Raw genomic sequence first — 1,502 nt, 5'->3', positions numbered from 1 at the left:
AGCCATGCCTACCCCGGAGACCGGCCCGACGTCACCCAGTTCAGCGCGGTCATCGACGAATTGGTGACCCGCTATGCGGACCTGGTCGCCGGGGTGGAGTCGCTGACCGTGGTCTATGACGCCGGGCAGAACAGCAGCGACAACCACACCGTGGTGGAAGAGCATGGCATCGGGTTCGTCGGCTCACTGCCGCCCAGCGATCACCCCGACCTGCTGGCGATCCCCGACCGCTCCTTCCGACCGGTGGACCCCGACCGCTACCCGGGACTGAGCTACGTCGACACCACCGTCACCGCGCTCGGGGTGACCCGCCGCGCGGTGCTCACCCATTCGGCGAACCTGCACGCCAAGCAGGCCCGCGGCCTGGACCAGACCCTGGCCAAGGCGCGGCGCCGCCTGGCCGAGCTGGCCGCCAGGCTGGCCCGCGGCCGCACCCGCCGTGACCGCGACAAGGTGGAGGCCGAGATCGCCGCCATCTGCAAGCCCCGCTGGGTCGCCGACATCCTCACCGTCACGCTGACCGGCGACGGGCCCGCCGAACTGCGTCTGACCTGGCGCACCGATCCCCGCGCCCGGGCCCGGCTCGAGGCGCGGCTGTTCGGAAAACGGATCCTGTTCACCAACCGCGACTGGCCGGTGCCCGATGTGGTGGCCGCCTACCGGTCCCAATCCGACGCCGAGTTCGGCTTCCGCCAACTCAAAGACCCCCACGTGGTCTCGTTCAGCCCGATGCACCACTGGACCGACTCCAAGATCCGCGTGCACGTGTTCTACTGCGTGCTCGCCCTGGCCGTCGCCCACCTGATGCGCCGCCACGCCGACCAGGCCGGCCTGCACCTGTCAGTGCGTGAACTGCTCGACCAACTCGCCGGCATCGAAGAAACCGTGCTGCTCTACCACGACGGCGCCAAGGGCCGCCCCCGCGCCCAACGCATGCTCACCGACATGACCCCCACCCAGCGAAAACTAGCCGACCTGTTCAACATTCACCAATACGCGCCCACCCGCTGACCCGCCCACAGCGCCCCACGAAACGTTGGGTAATACACCACCACTGCCCGAAAACACCGCGCCACCAGGCACAATCAAACCATCCCTCACCGTAGCCCGGAAACTCCCGCTAGCCGTTTCCGTTGGCGTCGTTTCCTCTGGCTGTCCGAATTTGTTGTGCCGCTTTGGCATGCCGCCGGGTTCCGACCCACTTGAGAGGCAGCACGGTCACACACTGACGGCCCGCCCCTGGTCGGGGACGGGCCGTCGGCGGTGTTTCAGATCCCGGCTACGCTCCGGGGCCGGGTGAGATCGGCTGCCCTGGAACCGGCGCTCCACTCGGCGCCGATCCCGTCGAATCTCCCTTTCCGGCAAGGCCACCCATGGTGGACATCGGAAGGCCACCCGCCACAGGAGCTCCGGCCGGGATCAGGGGCGCCACCGGCGGAGCCAACGGCGGAACGACCGGGGGCGGCGCCAGCGGCGGCACCACCGGCGGCGGTGCCAGAGGC

General features: G+C 69.3%; 1 protein-coding gene and 1 pseudogene. One reads left to right on the top strand and one right to left on the bottom strand.

The features are described 5' to 3' along the window. Nucleotides 1-1,011, top strand: a 1,011-nt coding sequence (locus WA944_RS17950) for an IS1634 family transposase (protein ID WP_526647198.1), incomplete at its 5' end; no start/stop codon positions are given. Nucleotides 1,012-1,279: 268 nt separating this feature from the next. Here the strand turns inward: WA944_RS17950 and WA944_RS17945 are convergent. Further along, a pseudogene (locus WA944_RS17945) lies at nt 1,280-1,502 on the bottom strand (hypothetical protein); the annotation flags it as partial.

This window comes from Mycobacterium sp. (assembly GCF_049683355.1).
Taxonomy (GTDB): Bacteria; Actinomycetota; Actinomycetes; order Mycobacteriales; family Mycobacteriaceae; genus Mycobacterium.
This window is presented reverse-complemented; position numbering and strand designations above follow the sequence as displayed.